Here is a 20,355-nt window from a genome sequence, read left to right as displayed (position 1 = left end):
GGATAAATATTCTACAATATTGAGCAAGTTAAATTGAACCTTAATATTGGAAATTACGGTAAATTAAATAGAAATAAATCAATAATTGCTTACCTGACTCACCATCAACTTATTATCAAAAAATACTACTCTATGAGATTATTGTAGCACTTATCAAATATCTCATTAATTTGATAATAGTCAAAACCAATAAAATGTAATAAACAACATATCAGTAGTTTTCTTAGTTTTCGGGTCAATAAATACAACTCAGACCCATCAAGAGCATTTTCCTTTTTAGATCTCTCCATAAAATGGGAATAATAGTGCCGTGAATCAACTACTTGTTGAATAACAATGTCATCTTTCTTAATCTTGGAAATGGTAGAGAATTCTGATTTCAATAGACAAATCATATCACCCAATGATGCTTGTTTTTTTTTGGGTTTATCTTTCGCAATTTTTTCTAACTCATCTTTTCTAAACCTCCAACAGAAACCTTCTAATGCTTGTATGACAATGAGGAAATCAATACTTGAAAATATTCTTATTGGTTTAATACTTTCGATGAGATGAGTACGTATTGGAGCAATTCCCTCCTTTTCAGCAAACCATTTCTTAATTATTCCATCATACTGATTTTTAATCGTATCAAATAGAAATAAATAATTATGTCTTTTTGTTGGTGTGTACTTTTCTTCGTTATCACGTTGTATGTAAATCAATTCAACTTTTTCATATCTTTTTAATCCATTTGATTCATGGAATAAATCTCTATCAAATAAGATTACTTTTGAACATTCAACAACTTCTAATGTTGCCATTGATAGAAATTGTTCATACAGATAAATATTTGAGAGAAAATCAGCAATAGTAGAATCTTTTTGTTTAAGTATCTCAAGACAGGTATATTGTTCAATATGTGGGGTTAAAAGGAAATTTGAACTATTATAATCAACACACTTTTTTAATACAAATTGGGTGTTTTTATCTATCTGAGACTCAGAAATAATATTTTCGTCTGAATTGTTATAATGTTTAAATGAAATATTGATTGAATTAATTCCATCCTCAACTATTTCATCTTTTCTATTTATTGCATGAGGTAAACACCAGTAGGTTAGTTGTGGAAACAAAACACTTGCTTTATAAAAAGACGGATCATTATGACTATCCAGATGTTTACCTATAATCAAGTAGTAGCATTTGTATTTCGTAATAGGGAAAGAGGAGCTAGAATTTATGCTTGTTGAAGGAAAGCAGTTAACCAGTGTAATTTTCTTTGTATCAGATGTTAAACCATGAATGATTTTTGCTTCATTTATACCTGAAATAATCTTATCAAAATCATCAATGAATCCTCCTATCAACTCAAGAACAATGCTTTCATGTGGAATATAAGTAAGCACTCCCGCTATTCTAATTTCTGGTTTATCTGGAAAAAACCAATAGCCCTTAAATTCAATTTTATCAGTCATTTAGCTTGATTTAATGTAACAACATCATAACAAATAAAATTCAACATCATCTTTTTAATGTATTATCGCATTAGACATCTCATTATCCTTCCATGATTACTTTCAGAATATCCGGGCTTTTCTCCTTAAATTGCCCAATGCGTTTTACAACTTCATTATCTGGACTACTCCATTTGATATTAAGGGTTTCAATTGTTCTATCTTTCTCTTCTTCTGTTAGTTTCGCAAAACTCTTCCTTTGTAAAACTTCATTTATATCATCTTCAACAAATTGCAATACATCAATTCCTTTATCTCCCATATGCTCTGAAAAATAAAGATTTAGACTTATACCATCAATTATTTTTCCAAAACTATTAATGATCTGATTATCTATTGAATAACTGAGTATCTCGTACATGTTTGACCAAAAATATTTATCTAAATCTTTAAATGCTTTTGGTAAAGGGAACTCCTTAATGTCTTTAATAAGAATTTTCGGAAAATCCCCTTTTGTGGCTTTAGGAGAAGCATTGAAATGAAAAAATGTTCCAATGCAGGAGTTTAAAATTATAGCTGCCGCTTCGAGACAATATTCAGAATCAAGTACAATTAATATTGAGGGATCATTGTATAATTCTTCGTTGCTTATTGCAGCAAAGATTGATGGATTTGTAATTTCTCGAACTAACATTCTTTTCCTGTTAAAAAATTTAGGTTGACGAGGATTTGCAATTCCATCAGTATAATCCAAATATTCTTTTCCATTCCAAGATACTATATACTTTCGAATATCTTCTCCCCACAACCATTTCTTAAGTCCTTCTTTATATGTAGTAAAATGATAAGCTCTTGAGTCAATTATGTCTTGACTTTGTCCTTGATACTTATCATATGCAATTAGTCCTTGAGATATTTCCGGAAAAAAATATTTCAAGTTTTTTGATAGATTTTTAATAGTTGCTATTGCATCAATTTTATTTTGAGGAAGTTTAAATGCTAATGCCCAATTTTGCGAAAACTCATTAAGCAATTTTACATCAAGTAACTCTAAATTCTGTAAAAGAAAATCAGATAAAGATAATTCCTTATTATTGGTGGGAATATATCTAATTTTATCTGTGGTGAGACCTTTATCAAAAACAAATACCGAATTCCTAACTGTAGCTGTATCAAATAATGAATAGGAAGTGAAATCGATTAGCAACTTTATATTCCAATTACATACTAAGTCATTACGATAATTCTCAGCAAAAACATTAAAAAGATATGTATTTGGAACAATATAACATAGAGTTCCTTTATCTGAAACAATTTTATGCGCTATTTCTATAAAAAAATAATATATTTCAAAATCCGGAACTTTATTTAAGAATTTCAATATCTCTTTTCTATAATTCCCATTTACTGATACACCATAAGGTGGATTACCAATCACAATATCAAAACCCTCTTTAATGCCAAACATCCATTCCGGATCAAAAAAATCAGATGATGTATTCTGGTCATAGGGATCCCATTTTGACAACTTCTCTGCAGCATCTAATGGAAGACCTTGATCGAACAATACATCAGAAAGTTTATCACGTAGTTGTTTGTCTTTTTCCCTCCAAGCAATCTTTCGTTCTTTGGATTTTAAGCTGAAAATTTTGTGTCTGACAATTTTCAAGTCACTTTCCAATTGTTTAACCTCATCTGTCTCAAACAGGCCACCATCCTTTTTTATTCCAAACAATGTATTTGCAGCAACAAATTTAGTTTCCAAGTTTGGCAACGGACGAATTCCAAAGTTTTTCTTATCCGGATTTACTTTTTGCTCTACAACCAACGAAATAAAAAAACGCAATTTGGAGATTTGTGTGGCTATTGGTTGTATATCAACCCCAAAAATGCAATTCTCAATTAAAAATAGTTTGCGGGCATAATCCGGATCATTGATGCTTTGATCGAAAGCTTCATTAATTTCCAACAGCCGTTCTTCCCGGGCTAGTTTATCTTCAATTTCAAAAGCGGCTTTTGACTCTTTTTCCGCTTTGTCTAATTGAATATCTTTCCAAATCTTGTTTTCTGGATCCAGCTTGTGCAGTATATGAACCATTTTTTGCAAAGCTCCCATTGGGAAAGCACCGGAACCACAAGCAGGGTCTAATATGGTACAAGAACTAAGAACCGAAATAATCTCTTTATGTAGTTCATGGTTATCAGCAAATGGCACAACACTATCATATGAGGTCAAAGTATGTAGCTCTTTATCCAAGGTTTCATCATCCAATGGCCCCCAATCATTAATTGCATTCTTCAGAAAGGCAATAAGACTCTCATCAACCATATAATTAACAATCTCTCTTGGAGTATAGAATGAACCTGTTTGCTTTCTGGCAGTTTTTTTTGTTTCAGGGTTATAGCTAGCCAACAGGTTTTCAAAAACCTTACCAAGCAATTCCGGATCGAGTGCCACATCTTCTTCAATAGGGGTATTTTCTGTTATGGTAAACTTGTAGGATTTAAGAATGTTGATAAGCCCTTTAACAGCAGCATTTCTGTGCTTTTTATCTTTGATTCCAATAACATCACTAATGTCAGCTTCCTCTTCTAATCCGAAAAACAAGTAATCTGGCACAATGAGCTGTTCACCTTTGGTCATATTGTCTGAGAAACCATCAATATAGGTGTTATTGAATTTGTCATCCAAACATTCAAAAAGACCTCCATTTAGAAATGGCACCACAGCATTCATTTTTTCTAAGAATACATCGGGGTTCTTAAAATATTGTTTATAACGCATAAGGTAATCGATTCCCCTATGTGTACCATACCCTTCACCCCTGAACCCTCTGACTCTCTTATCGAGACTATCGGGCTCTATAGGACAATTAAGAGTAGCAAAGAACAGATTCTGCAGGATTGCCTTATAATAGATGCTCTCGCGATTCCTCTCCACGAATAAACCTACTTCGTTATAAGGAGAAATATCATTCAAAATATCTCCTTGCAGGGCTTCAAGATCAAAAAGCTCTTCAGGAACAAGCTTTTTCTCTTTGATGAACCATACAAACAGCAAACGGGTCAACATTCGTATCACATTTGTTGCTCGATGTTCTTGAATAAGATCTTCAATATTTACTTTCTTACGATGAGCATCTTCAAACTTCGGCTCCCCAGGAAATGTAACATGTTGTATTGCCCAAAAATACCAATTGGATAATTCCTGATAAAACTTCTTATTGAGAACATTTACGCTAAATACCTGCTGCCAGTAAGCATAGAGTTTTGTAAATGAGTCTACTTTGTTTTTACCTGTAGTAGGTATTTCTAACTCGTTTAAGATTCTTTCGTGACCCGAATGAGGTGATTCAATGTAAATGTCACGCAATAAACTCACCTTTCCGGCCTTTTCACCTTCTCTCCATTCTTGTTTGAACTTCAGTCTTTCTGCATTTGCAAAAGCAAGATATTCTCCATACTTAAATACCACAACGACCGGTGTGTAGTAAAACTCACGATTAAAAGCTCTGGTAATTTCTGCTAACTGTGAACGTGTTGGTAAAAAACCATTGGTCCGATTCTTGAGTGTTATTCCAAAAATTAAAATCCCATCATAATCGGATTTAATCATTTTTGTTTCTATAGAACTTGAACCGGAAAAAGCTGCATCGTCTACCATTCCCACGAAATATACATCGTCAGCAAGAAGAAAACTTTCGTTCTCCTTATATGTATCTTTTAGTAGTTCCTTTACAGTGGTCGGCTCATCTGCCACATAGTTAATTGGCACATTAAGATCATTAAAAAATGCCCTTAAAGCAGGCAGGAAATCGACTTGGTTGAATTTTTGAAGTTTCATATTTATATAGCAACTAAGAACCAGGTAATTAAATCGAAATTTTCGGGTTGAAACTTTTCATCCGCTTTAATATTTTGTTTTATTCGAGACAACGCATCTCTATCACCTTTTCGCAATTTTGAAAGAAGATTTCTGATTTCTTTTCCCATCGTTTTCTTTGTTTTCCCATCTTCGATAACCTGTTCATCAACAGCCTGATTTTGTAGCCATGTTTTAATTGCGTAAGCTAACTCATTGATGGCTGATTCATCACCCTTGTCTATAGCGTTTGGAACATAACGATCTCTATCTTTATGAAAAGTAAGTGCATCAAGTACATCTTTTTGATTCAAATGAACCAGTTTACCCTTCATATTAATGTAAATCAGGTCGTAAGATTTATATTCTAATTTGATTGTTGCAGCAGTTCTAGCTGGATACCCCAGAAGAGCAATAAGACCATTTTCCGGACAAATCAATTTATCGGCGTTAAAGCCAGTGTATACCCCATTAGGCATATGAATGTACTTATCCTTATTCTTACTGATTTCTTCCAATAAATCCTGTCGATATGTTTCTAATGAAAGATCTTCAAGACCAAAAGTATCTTCACCCTCTAAATCTTCAAAAGTAACCTGCATTTTTTCCAACATACGGTTGTTCATACGTTGGTCTAACGATTCATCTTTAACCATATCACTGAAACTATCAGTGAGTTTATCAATAACCTCAGCACCTGCCAATTTCATTGCAGCCATACGATGTTCAATCCTTCCCTGCAGGTTCAGATAAGTATTAATATTGTTGGAAGGCCAAAAGTTAACACCAAATATCGTTTTATTTGGACTACCTATCCTGTCAATTCTACCAAACCGTTGCACAATTCTCACCGGATTCCAATGAATATCGTAGTTGATAACCATATCGGCATCCTGAAGATTTTGACCTTCACTTAAAACATCTGTTGCAATAAGTATGTCAATGGGATTATGAATTTTTGCAAAAGTTTTAGGGTGATTTTGTTCAATCCAATGAATCCAATCCTGGTACTTTTCCAAATCATTCTTAGTGGAATGAAAATCCCAATCCATTTCCATGAATAGCTTTGTATAGGGGGCAAAGCGTTCCAATATGGGTTCGAAATTTTTTGTTTCTTCATCAGAATCGTCCGTAAGCGACCCAGTACCCGAGACCATAGCCAACCTATTAAAACCTCTACTTTTAAGTTGATGGAATAAGTATTCAGCTGTATCTCGATACACCGTAAAAATTAAGACTTTGGAATTACCGGAGTTAGCCCCTTTTGCTCTTTTAGTATTAATTTCTGACATCAACACTTGCAGCTTATCATCTGAAGAACTTAATGATCCAGATCGCAGCACTTCACTTTCAATCTTGTCTTTGAATTTTTGAAGATTAAAGACAAGGTTATTAAGTGAATCCAAATCCTTCTTTAAATCTTTTTTATAGTTCTCAAGAGTGCCCGCAGCATCAATTTCTGAGAGATCAATTTTCCTTTTCGAGCCAAGAGCTAGTTCCTCATATTCAGCCTGTAAATCATCATCATCAATCAAGCTATCATTATCATCATCAAGTTTTCCATTACAGTTACCCTCTTGGTAAGCTCTGATTATATCCAATGCATTCTGATGATGATCCCTAATTTTTACTACAGTTGAATAAAATGAATACCATGATGATTCCAGACGTTTGACCATCAATATGTACATCATCTTCACTAAAAATCGCTCTCTTTGTTTTTCATCCAGGAGTACATTTTTTTCTCTCTCATCCTCGAGATAATAGGATGGTTGGTATCCTGAAAGCATTGGAGGAAAGTGCTCGAATAGCTCTTCGAATGATTCAAAATTGCCTAATTGACTAGGAGTCACAAATCGATTGATTGGTTTATCCTTTTCAGGAAATGTTAGTCCAATTTGTTTTCCTTCAATCATTTTTCGTGTTCTTGCCAAAATTAATGAATCAGTTAGCGTAAAGAAATTTGAAGGAAGCATATTGATCAAATCCCCTATTCTAGGATTATCGTGTTCTTTCCATTCATTGAATGATTTTTGAGCAGAACGGAACGTATACTCAAGATTTCTTATACCTAAACTCTCATCATATCCGGCTAAATCACCTTGTGTTATTAGTTTAAATTGATTACGAATATCAATAAGTGAATTATTGATTGGTGTAGCGGAGAGAAGCAGTACTTTTATATCTTCATTATATTTCAGGATCTCTTCAAGCAAAAATTTGTATCTATTCGATTTGTCATTTCTAAGGTTATGACTTTCATCAATTACGATCAGTTTTGGTTTGCTGTTAACAAAAAACTTATCAGCTCGATCAGTATATTTCTCCATTCTATCTTCATTCATATCGGTATGAAATCTTATAAAATATTCGAACTGATCCTTTTCAAATCGAGAATCCTGGTGTTTTAAATATCTCCTCCAATTGTGCTCAAGTTTCTTTGGACATAACAATAGAACTTCGCGGCCTTGAAGCTGAAAAAACTTCATCACTGCAAGTGCACTCCAAGTTTTGCCTAGACCAACAGCATCAGCTAGAATGGCTCCGTTATACTTTTGAAGCATTCGAATTAAACTCAGAACTCCATTTTTCTGAAAATCATATAATGAATTAAATACCACTGAATTTTCTAATCGGCCAATCTGTCGGTTGAAATTCGGGTCATCCTCAATATCACTTAACTGATTGCCAAACAGTTCAAATAGAATTTTGTAGTATAGTTCTCTTGGGGTGTATTTGATAAAAATACGTTCAATTTCGCTGATTAAATATTGCTTAAAGTCAATTTTGGTTTTTGTTCCATCGGGAGAAATCAATGTTTTGTCTTTATGTGCTTGCGGGCGTATCCACAAATTTTCAAACCAATCAACTAACTCTTTATATTGATTGTTGTTACCTGTTTCTGCAATATTCAACTCTACATTACTTGTAAATTTTAGTCCAATCCCTGCCTCAGTTAAATTTGAACTTCCTGAGATAAAATACTTATTCCTGTCATCTAAATTCTCAGGATCAAACAAGTAACTTTTTGCATGGCAAAAATTAGGCTCCAGTGTTTTAGCAACAACCTTGTCTTGCTTCAAGAAATTGACAGCTTCCTGTGATAAGCTATTGAGTCTTAATGCAGCTTCAACTGTTATGTTCTCATTTAACAGATCGAGTGGCCTGTTGTCAATTGAATCAACGTTAACGATATCACCAAGAATTAATCTAAATTCAGAGATCTTATCATTGATTTCTTTAGAAAGCCAAGCTAATGCACCAATTGTGAAGTAACCCGTGACAATGTTAAGTTTTCCTTTTTCAGTATACGAGGATATCCACTCATGTACTTTTAAGTTATCGTTTTCGTTATCTAATATCATGTATTGAGAATTTAATAATCAATTGATTAGATTTAATATGTATCTCTTTTCTTTCAAACTCAACATTAAGAGATTAACAACAAAGTTCAATATTATTAGAAGTTGAATACAAAAGCAGACACATCGATTCAAAAACAAAGATAAGAAATAATAAGATTCTCTCATCACCTTAGACTGTTATATTTCAATGATATGAAAGTTATCAATTTCCTTTGCTGTTAATTTTCGGAATGAAAGAAGCAAAGTGTAATTACTTATTTAAATTTGATTTAAATGTCTTATTAACAAACCTCGTGCGAAAACTATACAATAGTAGAGATTTCATTTGACAATTTGTGTCATAATAGAGAAATATCAATAAAATTCAGCTAATTATCAGACATATTACCGGTATGGTTGCAGATATGGTTACTTGGTCACTTTTATTGTCACTACTTGATCACTTAATTGGCAGTAGGTATTTCGTTCAATTGCATTCTACCAATTAGAATTCATGGATAAGGGTTAGTAGTGAGGGGTTGAGATCAATCATTTGGCGGAGTGTGGGGCTGAATGATGCGGTTTGTTGGGGAGCTGGATTGTTTCTGGTTTGAAGATGAGGTGTAGGATTGGGTGTCCCTGGGTGTTGAGATTTATTGTGGTACCGGTGGGGATCTTCTGCTGATATTTTTATTTGTTTTGATTCTTCTAGTTGCTTGAGGATGTAGTCGGCAATGTCGTAACCGTCGTGGGATTGTTGGGGGGTTGCATGGGTTTCCACCAGATTGGAGATGTCGATTTGACAGAAGATCTCATTGCGAATCTCTTCTTTCTTCATGTTCCATTTCTCGTAACAACCGGCGTCGGGATAGAGGATGACTGTTTTGTAGTGGAGTATTCTTGATTTTTCAATATTGAGACCGTTGAGGTTTCCGGCTGCAAGCCAGTTGTAGTTGTGGTAGATCATGCTTGCGATCACAGCAGTTTTCTCTGCCTCAACGATCGCTACCGGTTTATCGGGGTAGAGACGGAGGAGGTGCTCACCAAAGTTGCACTGAGAGAGGTTAAAGTCGGAGAATGAGGGGTTGGATTTCTTCAGCTTGTGGTGGACCCAGTTGATGCCACCATATCCGGTTTTGATGCGCCGGCCGGTTTGCGGGTTGTACTGCATGATCTTACCGGTCCGTATTTTTCCATGGATATCAATTTGCCAGAATATTACTTCCTTCTTTATCGTGGCGCCCAGTAGGTAGTTGTTTGCTGCCTCGGCAATCTGCAGATCGGAGAAATGTTTACGGAGGAACCGGACAAAGTTGGAGTCGAGGGAGAGGGAGCGTTTCAGGTATTTGTGAGGAATATAGTCGGGAGGTTTCACTGGTTGGATGGGTTGAGGTACAGGAAATAGTTCACTGGGTTCGGGGTAAGTGTGTAAGAGATGGGGACCGGTTGATTGATCTTTCTGATATCTGGTAAGATGATTGGAGACCTTGGGTACCGGTTTCTGATGTTGAGATAAATTTGAGGGTGATGTGGTATCTGAACTGGATTGCGGTGGTGCTGGTTGAGATGAGGCATGTGAATTCAAATGAGCATAGCCATGGTTATGTGAGATTGGTGAATGGAGATCCTGATGAGGATATCTATGTTGTTGTGTAATTGAGAAGTGGGGATCCTGGCGTTTGAGATCTGAGAAATATTGCCGGGGTGTATAATGGTAACCGCATTTGATTTCGCGGTTGCAGCGACCGACTGTTGGGTGGATGGGTTGGTGGGTTTCACCATCAAGGTAGCGGGTGAAACTGTAGGGCGTCTTGCAACCGGGACAGGTGAATCGGGTGGATTTGCCGGCATACTTCTGGAGATAGGGAGGTTTGTACATAATCGCGAGTGAATTTAGTGATTGGTAACAGGGTGTTACCAATGTATTTACACCTTTGTTATTGATATTCTAATAGTTATGGAAATTGGTAACAAAGGAACATATATATAGGAGGGTTACCGATGTTACCAGTGTTACCAACTTTGTTACCATTCTGAACCTTGGGGTTCGGCAGGATCAAAGTCAGAGACTGGGGGTGGAGGTTTTGTTTTCGTTTCTTCAAGTTGTTTTCGGAACGAAAAGAGCCAGAGGCTGGAGGTGGAGGTTTATTCTTCATTGCTTCGAGATGTGTTTGGAACTAACAGAGTCAGGTTGGGAGTAACTTTTCCGGGTTGGTACAGGTCTGGATATCTTCATACCCATTTAACCGGTTATAATCTTCGGGTTTGAAAAGATCCAGCTGGCGGGAATCTACATAATCATCGAGCTTGATATCCTGGATGATCTTCTTGTAGATGCGAAGTATTTTGATCTTGAAGCTGTTGAATTTTTTCTCCTCCGGGCAGAGTCGCTTGGCAATTGCGTAAGCGGAGATGGAGGGTTGCTCATCGATGCATCTGCGGACCTCCTCTTCCAGTATCTCCCTGTCTCGTTCCGTCACCGTTTTGAGATGCTTGTACTCACTGTCGAGATGCAGGAAGTTGAAGTGTAGGAAATTGTCCGGTTTGGTGATCTGGCAGACGATAATGTTGTAGCTGTCGTAGATGTGCTCGGTGGAGCGGACCTTGATCATCTTGATATAACGAAAAGAGCTGTCGGAAGAGCTCTCTCCTATCGCGAAGCTGCTGTCGCAGAAATTCATCAACACCTTGCTCCCCTGCAGATCGTTCCGGGTAAGTGGCTTTGTGAGATCACGCTTTGGCGTGTGTGCCAGGACCAGCAGAGAGAGGTGGTACTTATTCTTCAACATTTTCAGGTGTTTCATTAGCGGTAGCGCATCCTTAGCCCGCTCGTTCTCGTGGCGGAGGTAGGTGATGTTATCGATGATTAAGATCTTGGCACCGGTTTCGATAATCACACTTTCTATCGCGTTGCTGAGGGAAAGCTCGAAAGAAGCATCCTCGGGAAAGACAGCATCGGGGTTGATCTCCACACGGAGGAAGTTGTCGCTGAAAACATAAGGTTCTCCATAATTGTGGGAGTACCTACCCTGGAACTGTTTGTCATTCAATTCGAAGTCGCAGTAAATCACTTTTTGCGCCATGGTTTCCAGTTTGAATCCCGGGATGGATTGTCCGCGGGAGATGCTGTCGGCGATTTGTACCGCCAGGATAGTCTTGCCCACGTTGGTATCGGCAAAGAGGATGCAGAGCTCCTGCTCATACCAGAACTCGCTGAACAACATCCTGGGGATGGGTCGTTTGGATGCCTGTTCGATCCAGCTGTTCGCGGTCTTGACCTCGAGAAGTCCGGCAGGTAGTGTTGCTTTAAGCTGTTGGAGGTTGTCGTTCAGATCAGCCTCCAACAGCGTTATGAAATTATTGCCCCTGAATTGTTCGATGTCAATATCCAGGAGATCTTCCGGATGCGTTGCATCGGAAGAGAGACTATTCGGTTTCATGATACAGCTATAGTTGATTCATCGAAATTGAATCCATCAATCATTGAACTCCGGCAACAAAGATTTCCGTGTGCCATTGTAATTTTTCTGGAGGATGACGAGGATGTCAGACTTCCGATAGTAGATTTTCCCGCGGATGCGGGAGTAAGGCAGCAGCCGATTGGTACGCCAGTTCTGTAAAGTACGGACGGAGATGTGAAATTTCTGCATCACATCCTGTGAATCCACCCAGTCGGCCCACTCGTAAAGGATAGCGTAATGTTTTACCTGGTTCATGATCTTCTTCTTTTGTTATTGAGGTGCATAACGGGATTCGGGATAACTTCCTGTTGCAGTTCATCGGTATGCAGCCACTCATCGATCTCACATTTCAAAAACTGCAGCTTTTTCCCTTTCTTGTGATAGGGGATCTTCTTCTGGAATACCCAACCGTAGACCGTTTGTCTAGCCGGGCGGTCGGGCAGGTATTCGCAAAGCTCTTCGATGTTGAACCAGGCATTCGGGTCGGGTTGTGTGTCGGCCGAAGTTCTGATCAGCTCTTCCAGGTCGTTCATCTTCACGATGAGGTAGTTCATCGCCTCGGGGATGTCGTTGAAGGTAATCGTCTTTTCTTCCATGGTTGTTAAAAAGCATATAGGTGATCATCCGTGCCAATAGAAAAGAGCACCACTGCCTCGGCGGTGAGACAGTGGTGCAAATATAAAAGGCAAAAATTGGGAGGTAGTGGGAAAAGTAGTGTAATAGTGTCACTACCAATTGCGTTAAATAATGTTATATACTATCATTTTCTATTTTTGCTGTGATTTTTGGGAGCAATTCCCGGAAAAGATCGCCCACAATCTTGAGGTTCTTTTTGGTTTTTGTGCTTTCGAAGTCGATATTGAGTTCCGTTTTGATATTTTGAATATGCTTGCCTGTGACTTTCACCATGAAACGGGCCCATTGCACTTTGAATGTATTGTTGAAGTTGACGCCCAGCTCATTCAGCATATAATAGAAGACGAGAATCAGCTGAGCAAGAGTCAGCCCTTTGCGGTTGTAGCTCTCTGGATGATCGTTGAGGAGTATCTTCATGTTCTCGATCTCGGCATCGTATTTGACTGCTAGCAACCGCAGTTCTTCATCCTTTTGCCTGATTATCTCGGTGAGTTTGGCGATATAGATTTTAAAATCATCTATTATCGTGCTCTGTTCCGTGATGGTTTGTTTCATGGTTAGATGTTTTTTTGGTGGGTTGGATGCAGCTTGTGCATCGGAATTGTCGCTGTTGTCATCATCGCACATCAAGCGCTGTCGCAGCTGAGTGAAACATCCGGTTAAATCGTAACAAAATATATCGGGGTGACGCTGCTTTTCGATGAGGTATTTATCCTCAATCAACTTGAGGATCTGTAATTGCTGATCATGAGTGAAATCGGGATGGGTCACCCAATGTGTGATGAGATGATGATTGAACAGCTTGGTTGCTTTCATCCATTTTACCTCATTGAGGTTGAGAGAGGGAATGATTTCGAGATACTTATTTTCAATCACAAGAAAATGCTCATTACGATATTGTTCTATGCTTATTGCAAGCATTTTGAGTTTCTTCTTCTGTACCGGCGTCAGATCATAGTTGTAATTGTTTATCAGCATGAGCAGGAGGTCGAGGATGGTTTCTTCCATTAGCATGTCCCCAAAATAGATGTTGTTTGCCAGGTAATGTGCTTTAAAGGGATCATAAGCCAGGACGCGTAATCGATCGAAGATCTCATAGGATTTGTTGAAAACAAAAAGCCACCACTCCTCATCCACTATGAAATCACAGAATCGTTCGTTGTAAAATTCAAAATTTCTCTCATCGAGCAGATAATCACCCAGGTTGTTCTTTGGAAAATCCTCTTTGTAGCGGGCGCACTCACCTTCAATCTCTTCAGATGAGGCTAATGTCTCAGGTTTCAGCTTTACGGTTTTGCCTTTTTGATCTTCGTCGTAAGGATTGTGATCTCGCTCGATAATGTTGTAGGCATAAAGAAAAGTTTTATCGTCACATATCGCGTTTTGTATCTCCTTCCGGACCCTGTAGGCAATCAAGTGATCGACTTCATCCTTGTTCTCATGGAAACTTACGGTTTCGTGGGTACCGTTGTTGGTTTTGATCTTCCTCCGGTATCTGGCATCGGCATACAGATACTTGCTGAAATAGTCTTTTGTTTTTCGTTTATCGGTTCTCAGGGGATAGAGATTGTAGATAGATTTTTTGACTTGATCGAAATAATCGAATTCTCTTCTGTTGAATTCAAGCTTTTCTTTCGCTCTCATGGTTGCACTGATTGAATTAAACGCCAACAGCAATGGATCTTCATCAGAGATCTCATGCGCAACAAAATACCTGACATTCTTATCAAAACTAATTGAAAGAATCATTCATGACTTGAAAACGCTGTAAAACTTACATCCTTTTCAAGGCTCCTGGTAGTGCCGAATGGTTTATCAAGAGAACAATTGGGCACCTCTAATACCCGATTATTGCCGGTGTCCCTAATTAGATTTCATTGAAAGTAATAGCTTATAAGATTGAACGGGTTAGCCGACAATGGTACAAAAGTAACAATAAAAAAGACAAAAGAGAGTATCATGCTGATTTTGTAGGGGATGAGAGAGGGGCCTGGAGTTTGAGTATTGAATAAATGAGTTGGATAGGTAACAGAAATTTTAGGACATAATTGGGTTTAGAGGGTGGATAGTTGGAAAGATATTCAATTGGGTGATTTGTTGTGTAATGTTATCGTATTGATTGTCTTGTCGTTCTAAGGAGATTATGAAGCAAACCGATTGCCGAAAGTGTTGGTAACAGATTGGTAACTGTTGGTACAGGTAGTTATACAACTATTTGTTACCAAATGGAGATATATTGGTTTTCAAGATCTAGGATAAACTGCATCGTTTTAGAATTGAATACTCCTTACAGTATGGTTTGTATTGCGATATATCTTGATATTATTATCAATTTGTATGACCTATGTATGACCCAATGAAAAAGCACCTACCGTTTTATTCGGTAAGTGCTTGATTATGAAGTGACCCCGGAGGGGCTCGAACCCTCGACCCATTGATTAAGAGTCAATTGCTCTACCAACTGAGCTACGGAGTCATTTTTAAGAGGCACAAAGGTACAGATTTTTTAGAAATAAAAAAGGAACAAACCTGAAAATTTGTTCCTCTTTTATTCCACGACTACGTCCTTAAAGATTTGAAAGTTCTGAACCAGCTTTAAACTTGGCCGTTTTCTTTGCAGGAATGTTGATGGGCTTCTTTGTACGCGGGTTGATACCTTTTCTTGCACTTCTTTCTGATACAGAAAATGTGCCAAATCCAACCAACACAACTTTACCACCGGCTTTCACTTCTGCAGAGATTGTTTCAAGTGTAGCATCCAATGCTTTCTTTGCATCCACTTTGCTAAGGCCTGATTGTTCAGCAATAGCACTAATTAGTTCTGATTTATTCATAAGAAAACGTAAATAAAGAAATTAAACATACATTAAGTCAAGGCTGAGCCTTATTTTGCCGTCAAATATAAGTGATAAATCGAAAACAATCAAGAAAAAAGATAAAAAGTATTTGATTTTCTAAAAAAAAAGCACTTTATGGGTCAAAAAACCACACCAGCTGCAAAATAATACGTATTTTTGCGCCTCAACATCAGATTATAAGAATGAACAATTATAGAAACAGCTTTGCCGGTCTTTTGCCGCTTGTCACCAAAAATATCATCATCATCAACGGAATAATCTGGTTGTCGCAGTATGTATTTTTGAGCAGAGCCGGTATTGACCTGTCGCAACTTTTTGGCCTTCACTTTCCCTCCTCGCCCGATTTTCGCATTTATCAGCTGGTTACTTATATGTTCCTGCATGATCCCTATTCCTTTTCCCATGTTTTCTTTAATATGTTTGCCGTTTTTATGTTCGGGCGTACACTGGAACAAATATGGGGGCCAAAGCGTTTTCTTTCCTACTACCTGATCACCGGAATTGGTGCAGGACTTATTCAGCTGCTGGTAATATTTATCCGTGCACAGGCAGTGATACCACAGGAGATGTTTTCAATGATTGACAGTGTCACGGTTGGAGCCTCTGGTGCTGTATTCGGCATCCTACTGGCATTCGGAATGCTTTTCCCTAACGCAGAACTATTTATCATTCCCTTTCCCTTCCCCATCAAAGCCAAGTGGTTCGTAATAGGATATGGCCTGCTGGAACTGGTTTTTGGGGTAGCCAACAGGTCAGGTGATAATGTGGCTCATTTTGCCCATCTGGGAGGAATGCTCTTCGGGATATTTATGATTTTATATTGGAGAAACAAGGACAGAAAAGATGGCAGATATTATTGACATGCTCAACCAAAAATATAAAACGGGCAGTATGATGACCAGGCTCATCTTTATTAACACGGCCGTTTTTATTGTTCTGAAGGTTATCGGTGTAATATTCACCCTGTTTAATATTAACAACCTTGACCTGATTGCCTTTCTGGGAGTACCCTCCCATATTCCGTTACTTCTTGGCAGTCTCTGGACACCCTTTACCTATATGTTCGTACATGAGGGATTCCTGCATCTCCTGTTTAACATGCTTTGGCTCTATTGGTTCGGACAGATTTTCCTACAGTACTTCTCCGGACGCTCATTGGGCAGCCTTTACCTGCTGGGGGGACTGGCAGGGGCGTTGCTTTATGTAGCCGCCTTCAATACTATTCCCTACTATATGGACATGGGGCGGGGATGGATGATCGGCGCCTCGGCGTCTGTCATGGCAATTGTGATGGGAGCAGCTTTTTATCGTCCCGACGTACAGCTGCACCTTCTTTTCGTGGGCCCGGTAAAAATTGTGTACATCGCCATTTTTGCGTTCGTACTTGATTTTCTATCTCTCGGCAATACTACCAACCCGGGTGGACATGTGGCACATATCGGGGGAGCGCTTCTGGGATTCCTGTTCGCCACACAGTATAAAAAAGGCAGGGACATCACGCATTGGATGAGCAAATGTATCGATTGGTCTGCAGGGTTATTCAAACCCCGCCAAAAGAAAACAAAACTAAGGGTTGAACATGTCCGCCATGAAACCGACTGGGATTACAACAAACGCAGACACAGCGAACAGGAAGAGATTGATGCCATCCTCGACAAACTGAAACAATCAGGATACAGCAGTCTCTCCGCAGACGAAAAAAAGAAGCTTTTTGATGCGAGCAAAAAATAAAAAAATAAGATTCAGGGATATCGTCAAATGGTCCGTTTTTGCTACCAACATAGTAGCTATTATCCTTCTTTTTTCGGCTTTCCTTTCATGGAACGTCTCGCCGCTGAAAACAAACCTCTTCTCATACATAGGCCTGGGCTTCGGATTGATTTTCCTGCTTAATGTATGCTACCTGGTTTTCTGGATCATCTTCTCGAAATGGAAACTGGCACTCATCTCACTGGCTGCTATTCTGCTATGTCATAAACCGGTTACAACCTTTTTCCCGATGCATCTTTTTCCGGAAGAAGCTCCCACGGAGACCTTAGAGATCCTGACTTACAATGTGCAGGGATTTCCGGAGGAAAGAAACAAAAATTCAGCTGAACATCCCATTCTCGATTATATAGCCCGTACCAATGCAGATATTGTCTGCCTGCAGGAATACCTGGTAAGTAAAACCGGCCAGTCTATCTTTTCACAGCGTGACGTAAACCGTATTCTTAATAAATATCCTTATCGTTCGGTCACCGGCTTGGAATCTTCGGGAAAATACCATATCTTCGGTCTCGCCTGCTTCTCGAAATATCCGATCGAGAAGACGCATGAAGTGGTATTTGAATCCTCCTATAATGGAGCGGCAGTTTATACGATCAACATAAAAGGAAACAGGTATACGGTTGCCAACGTGCATCTGGAATCGAACAGTATTAAGGCGGAAGACAAAAAGTTGTACAGCGATTTTATTCAGAATTCCGATTCGGTAAAACTGGAGACGATAACAACCAATATCCGCACCCGGCTGGGAGGTGCTTACCGCATGCGTGCGCAGCAGACGGAGAAAGTGAAGAAGTACATTGATAATCAGGAGACGAAAGGAACAATCATCTGCGGGGACTTTAATGACACACCCATATCGTACGCCTACCACCAGATGAAAAGAGGATTGAAGGATGCCTATGTTTCCACGGCCTTTGGTCCGGGAATTACCTATCACGAAGATCTTTTTTTGTTTCGGATCGATTATATTATGCACAGCAAAAATATCAAGGCCTTCAGTGCAAAGACCGATAAGAAGAAATTTTCAGATCACTATCCGCTGAGGGCCTCTCTGAGACTGGAGTAACCCATACGAAGGTGGGTAAGAATTAATGTGAAAATGAATTACGATTCGCCAACCGGCAAATCAACCAATCAGAAAGATGTACAAAATAAGCAAAGAGTTTTCATTTTCGGCAGCCCATTCGCTATTCGGACTGCCCGACGATCATCCGTGCAGCCGGCTGCACGGACACAATTACGTGGTCACAGTCCACCTGCGAGCCAAAGAACTGAATCCGCAGGGCTTCGTACGTGATTACAACGAATTGCGTATGGTGAAGAGCTATATAGATGGCACACTCGATCACCGCAACCTGAATGATATTCTCGCACCACTCAACTCCTCGGCCGAGAACATTGCCAAAATGATATATGACCGGTTCAAGCCGCAGTTGCCGGAGTTGTATGCCGTGGAAGTAAGCGAAACGCCCAAAACATCAGCAATATATGAACCTGAATGTGAATGAGATATTCTACTCGCTCCAGGGTGAGGGGGGACGTACCGGCCAGGCATCCATCTTTATCAGGCTGGCCAAGTGCAACCTTGCATGCAGCTTTTGTGATACAGACTTCGAAAGGGGTGTGAAGATGACTCCCGGCGAAGTACTCGATGAAATCAACCAGTACGGCTGCAAATGGATCATATGGACAGGAGGCGAACCGGCACTGCAGTTGACAGATGCCATCGTAGCATTCTTCAAGGATGCGGGATACCTGCAGGCCATTGAGACCAATGGCACACGGAAGATCCCTGCCGGTATTGACTACATCACCTGTAGCCCAAAACAGGATTTTGAAAAAGTCAGGGAGCTTATTCCCCATGTAGATGAATTGCGGTTTCCGATCCAAAAGGGCGATCCTCTACCCGATATCTCCATCCTCCCGGAGACAGCACGCTACCTGCTTAGCCCCATTTTCGATAATAAACGCATCATACAGGAGAATGTAGATTATTGTATCTCTCTGATCAAAGATAATCCTCAATGGGCATTGAGTCTTCAAATTCATAAGCTGATTGGCATACGCTGACATGACTAAATTCGAGATAACCATACTGGGTTGCGGATCGGCCATGCCTACCACACTGCACCACCCTCCCTCGCAACTGATCGACATGGACGAGAAGCTGTTCATGATCGATTGCGGTGAGGGTACACAGTTGCAAATGCGGAAGTATAAGGCCCGCATGAGCAAACTCCATAGTGTTTTTATCTCTCATCTGCACGGAGATCATATCTTCGGTTTGCCCGGCCTGCTTTCCACACTCAGCCTGCTGGGAAGAACAACCGATCTGAATATCTATGCCCACAAGGAGATCGATTTTCTGCTAAACCCGCTTCTGACCTACTTGGGTAAACATATGTCTTTCAAGATAAATATCTTCCCGTTGAATCCCAATGCCGGGGAGCTGCTTTATGAAAACAAAACAATAAAAGTAAGTTCCTTCCCGCTGAAGCACCGCATTGACGCGAACGGGTTTCTCTTTGAGAAGAAAGAGTCACCACGCCACATCATACGGGAGATGATCGACTTTTATCATATCCCTGTGAGGCGGATACAGGAGATTAAAAACGGAGCCGACTATCTCACTCCCGAAGGAACCCTCATACTCAACGAGCACCTCACCTGCCCCGGCAATCCTGCCCGGAGTTACGCATATTGCTCCGACACGGCTTATGCGCCCGAGATCATTCCCCATATTAAAAATGTGGATCTGCTTTATCACGAGGCCACATTTGCCGAGAGTGAACTGGTGCGCGCTGAAGAAACATTCCACTCCACTGCCCGTCAGGCTGCCGAAATAGCCGTGGCAGCCGGAGTGAAAAAGTTAATAATCGGTCATTATTCATCGCGATACAGTGAAATAGGCTCGCTCCTGAAAGAGGCCCTAGCCGTTTTTCCCCATACAGAACTTGCCGTTGAGGGAAAAACAGTATCTTTGTGAGG

At 39.4% G+C, this 20,355-nt stretch carries 16 protein-coding genes, 1 tRNA gene and 1 pseudogene; 7 read left to right on the top strand and 11 right to left on the bottom strand.

Features of this window, described 5'->3' with window-relative positions; translation table 11 throughout:
• Nucleotides 1-125 precede the first annotated feature (125 nt).
• From AC1HCU_RS14990 to AC1HCU_RS14975, 4 genes are all read right to left on the bottom strand, one after another.
• On the bottom strand, nucleotides 126-1,457 hold the full coding sequence (locus AC1HCU_RS14990) for an ApeA N-terminal domain 1-containing protein (protein ID WP_480367288.1): 1,332 nt from the start codon (nucleotides 1,455-1,457) through the stop codon (nucleotides 126-128).
• 82 nt (nucleotides 1,458-1,539) lie between these two features.
• Entirely contained in the window at nucleotides 1,540-5,280 is a 3,741-nt protein-coding gene (locus AC1HCU_RS14985; protein WP_480367285.1) for an Eco57I restriction-modification methylase domain-containing protein, read from the bottom strand.
• A gap of 2 nt (nucleotides 5,281-5,282) precedes the next feature.
• Nucleotides 5,283-8,663 carry a helicase-related protein gene (locus AC1HCU_RS14980; protein WP_480367282.1) on the bottom strand — a complete coding sequence of 1,127 codons (3,381 nt, stop codon included), beginning with the start codon at nucleotides 8,661-8,663 and terminating at the stop codon, nucleotides 5,283-5,285.
• 484 nt (nucleotides 8,664-9,147) lie between these two features.
• On the bottom strand, nucleotides 9,148-10,017 hold the full coding sequence (locus AC1HCU_RS14975) for a DUF6371 domain-containing protein (RefSeq protein ID WP_480371256.1): 870 nt from the start codon (nucleotides 10,015-10,017) through the stop codon (nucleotides 9,148-9,150).
• 152 nt (nucleotides 10,018-10,169) lie between these two features.
• Here AC1HCU_RS14975 and AC1HCU_RS14970 point away from each other — a divergent pair, with 152 nt between their 5' ends.
• Entirely contained in the window at nucleotides 10,170-10,298 is a 129-nt protein-coding gene (locus AC1HCU_RS14970) for a hypothetical protein (protein WP_480371287.1), read from the top strand.
• Nucleotides 10,299-10,386: 88 nt separating this feature from the next.
• Here the strand turns inward: AC1HCU_RS14970 and AC1HCU_RS14965 are convergent.
• From AC1HCU_RS14965 to AC1HCU_RS14935, 7 genes and pseudogenes are all read right to left on the bottom strand, one after another.
• Nucleotides 10,387-10,521: pseudogene (locus AC1HCU_RS14965) on the bottom strand (DUF6371 domain-containing protein); the annotation flags it as partial.
• A 307-nt stretch (nucleotides 10,522-10,828) separates the two neighbouring features.
• Nucleotides 10,829-12,082, bottom strand: coding sequence for an AAA family ATPase (locus AC1HCU_RS14960; protein ID WP_480367280.1), 1,254 nt, complete (start codon nucleotides 12,080-12,082; stop codon nucleotides 10,829-10,831).
• Between the two features lie 36 nt (nucleotides 12,083-12,118).
• On the bottom strand, nucleotides 12,119-12,358 hold the full coding sequence (locus tag AC1HCU_RS14955; RefSeq protein ID WP_480367277.1) for a helix-turn-helix domain-containing protein: 240 nt from the start codon (nucleotides 12,356-12,358) through the stop codon (nucleotides 12,119-12,121).
• Nucleotides 12,355-12,699, bottom strand: a complete 345-nt coding sequence (locus tag AC1HCU_RS14950) for a helix-turn-helix domain-containing protein (protein WP_480367275.1) — start codon at nucleotides 12,697-12,699, stop codon at nucleotides 12,355-12,357. The genes AC1HCU_RS14955 and AC1HCU_RS14950 overlap by 4 nt, the downstream gene beginning before the upstream one ends.
• A gap of 154 nt (nucleotides 12,700-12,853) precedes the next feature.
• Nucleotides 12,854-14,488: a hypothetical protein gene (locus AC1HCU_RS14945; RefSeq protein ID WP_480367272.1), complete on the bottom strand. Its 1,635-nt coding sequence runs from the start codon at nucleotides 14,486-14,488 to the stop codon at nucleotides 12,854-12,856.
• A gap of 654 nt (nucleotides 14,489-15,142) precedes the next feature.
• Nucleotides 15,143-15,215 (bottom strand) — tRNA-Lys (locus AC1HCU_RS14940).
• 91 nt (nucleotides 15,216-15,306) lie between these two features.
• The gene (locus tag AC1HCU_RS14935; protein WP_480367268.1) at nucleotides 15,307-15,573 is read right to left on the bottom strand and encodes an HU family DNA-binding protein; all 267 of its coding nucleotides are present in this window, start codon (nucleotides 15,571-15,573) and stop codon (nucleotides 15,307-15,309) included.
• Between the two features lie 206 nt (nucleotides 15,574-15,779).
• On the opposite strand from AC1HCU_RS14935, the gene AC1HCU_RS14930 reads away from it, so the two are divergent.
• From AC1HCU_RS14930 to AC1HCU_RS14905, 6 genes are all read left to right on the top strand, one after another.
• Entirely contained in the window at nucleotides 15,780-16,457 is a 678-nt protein-coding gene (locus AC1HCU_RS14930) for a rhomboid family intramembrane serine protease (RefSeq protein ID WP_480367265.1), read from the top strand.
• On the top strand, nucleotides 16,441-17,328 hold the full coding sequence (locus AC1HCU_RS14925; RefSeq protein ID WP_480367263.1) for a rhomboid family intramembrane serine protease: 888 nt from the start codon (nucleotides 16,441-16,443) through the stop codon (nucleotides 17,326-17,328). Before AC1HCU_RS14930 ends, AC1HCU_RS14925 begins: the two co-directional genes overlap by 17 nt.
• On the top strand, nucleotides 17,312-18,433 hold the full coding sequence (locus AC1HCU_RS14920; RefSeq protein WP_480371253.1) for an endonuclease/exonuclease/phosphatase family protein: 1,122 nt from the start codon (nucleotides 17,312-17,314) through the stop codon (nucleotides 18,431-18,433). Before AC1HCU_RS14925 ends, AC1HCU_RS14920 begins: the two co-directional genes overlap by 17 nt.
• 76 nt (nucleotides 18,434-18,509) lie before the next feature.
• Entirely contained in the window at nucleotides 18,510-18,875 is a 366-nt protein-coding gene (locus AC1HCU_RS14915; RefSeq protein WP_480367260.1) for a 6-pyruvoyl trahydropterin synthase family protein, read from the top strand.
• Nucleotides 18,856-19,437, top strand: coding sequence for a 7-carboxy-7-deazaguanine synthase QueE (locus tag AC1HCU_RS14910; RefSeq protein ID WP_480367257.1), 582 nt, complete (start codon nucleotides 18,856-18,858; stop codon nucleotides 19,435-19,437). Before AC1HCU_RS14915 ends, AC1HCU_RS14910 begins: the two co-directional genes overlap by 20 nt.
• Nucleotide 19,438: 1 nt before the next feature.
• Nucleotides 19,439-20,353: a ribonuclease Z gene (locus AC1HCU_RS14905; protein WP_480367254.1), complete on the top strand. Its 915-nt coding sequence runs from the start codon at nucleotides 19,439-19,441 to the stop codon at nucleotides 20,351-20,353.
• The last annotated feature ends 2 nt before the right edge of the window (nucleotides 20,354-20,355 follow it).

It is taken from the genome of Proteiniphilum sp. LBM24028, from assembly GCF_056629195.1.
This window is presented reverse-complemented; position numbering and strand designations above follow the sequence as displayed.